Consider the following 1,424-nt stretch of genomic DNA (forward strand, 5'->3'; position numbering starts at 1 on the left):
GGTAATGCCGTTCAGTTAAGGTCTTTCCGAAGATATCGAACGGTATAGCGAGCAGGACGGGACTTGACGGCCCGGTCGCATTGTCGACCGGGCCGTTTTACGTTGATGAGCAGCTTGAGGTGTTCACGCAGTCGTTTGAGAACGGCGGGGAGTTTGGCGAGTGCCGGCGTGCGTGCGGCCCACATCATCTCGTGCTGGATGAGATGGAAGGAGCGCACGAAGCTGAGTTCGCCTGGCTCGCACCTGGCCTCGCAGGCGGCGCTGGCCATCTCGCGACGGATCAGGTTGTAGGCGATCAGGGCGCCCCAAATTTCCTGGTAAATGCCTTCGACGGTACGACTACGCAGCGTCAATTCGCTGCCGAGCATGGATTGCTTGAGCTCGCGATAGCTGGTTTCGACCTGCCAGCGACGCTCGTAGCAAGCATTCAGATCGGCCGGTTTGAAGCGGCGCCGGTCGGTCAGTGAAGTCAGCAGCGTTCGCTCCCGGCCTGCCGAATCAAGCACACGAACCGCACGCACCGTCCACCACTCGGGTAATTCAGGGCACTTGTGTCGTGCCTGCGGTGAAACGCGCATACGTATCAAGGCATCGTCTGGTTTGCCTGACACCACTTCCCAGCGCGTGTTGGACTTGGCCGGAATCAGAAAGTGGCGATTGCGTTCGCCCGAGCTTAATCCACACAGAATCTCGGCGGACAGAAAGCCTTTGTCGAAGACCGTCAGCGAGTGATCCGGGATCTGTTCCAGCAAAGTCTTGGCATAGATCATCTCGTTCGTGTCGTAGCGGCCGAATGCGATGTTCGCGACGAGATGTGTCGGAATCGAGGTCAGCGTCACGGCTCGCACCTGCGGGTAGCTCGCCACCTTGCCGCTGGCGTAACTTTGGGCGCCGAAGTGCTCGCGATTCGCCGGGCTGTCCGGGGTACGCAGCGTGGTGCCATCCATGGCCCACAAGCTCAGCCCCTTGAAGGCATGGCGCGCAGCGTCCTGCCCACACCAGGCCTGGGCGGTTCGCTCGAACAGCCAGGCCATCGGCGCATCACCCAGGCGCTGCCGGGCCTGCGCGATGGCGCTCTTGCTGACGAACGTGGCTTCGTTGGGCAACACCAGATCGAGGCTGTCGACCACCTCACTGATCGACCAGTGACGATAGATCGCCAGGGCTATGACGAGCCAAACCACCTGCTCGGCCGGTAAGCGCCGGCGGCGTATGCTGGCCGTGCCCGTGGCGTCGATGGCCTGTTCAATCCATTCATGCGGCAGATGCTCGCCCAGCCGACTCAGATCGGCGGGTGCTGCATCGAGCAGGAAGGTAAGGTGGTCGCTCAGCATCGCGACCAAAGTTAACAGCTTGCCGTTCTGTTTACAACTCCAACCCTAAAAACAAAAATGCCGTTCAGGTCTTAACTGAACGGCATTACC

At 60.4% G+C, this 1,424-nt stretch carries 1 protein-coding gene; it reads right to left on the reverse strand.

From position 1 onward, the window contains the following. Positions 1 to 11: 11 nt before the first annotated feature. The gene (locus ACLFKU_RS43415) at positions 12 to 1,334 is read right to left on the reverse strand and encodes an IS4 family transposase (RefSeq protein ID WP_410853352.1); all 1,323 of its coding nucleotides are present in this window, start codon (positions 1,332 to 1,334) and stop codon (positions 12 to 14) included. Between the last annotated feature and the right edge of the window lie 90 nt (positions 1,335 to 1,424).

Origin of the sequence: Paraburkholderia sp. EG304 (assembly GCF_046543485.1) — a bacterium.
GTDB lineage: Bacteria > Pseudomonadota > Gammaproteobacteria > Burkholderiales > Burkholderiaceae > Paraburkholderia > Paraburkholderia youngii.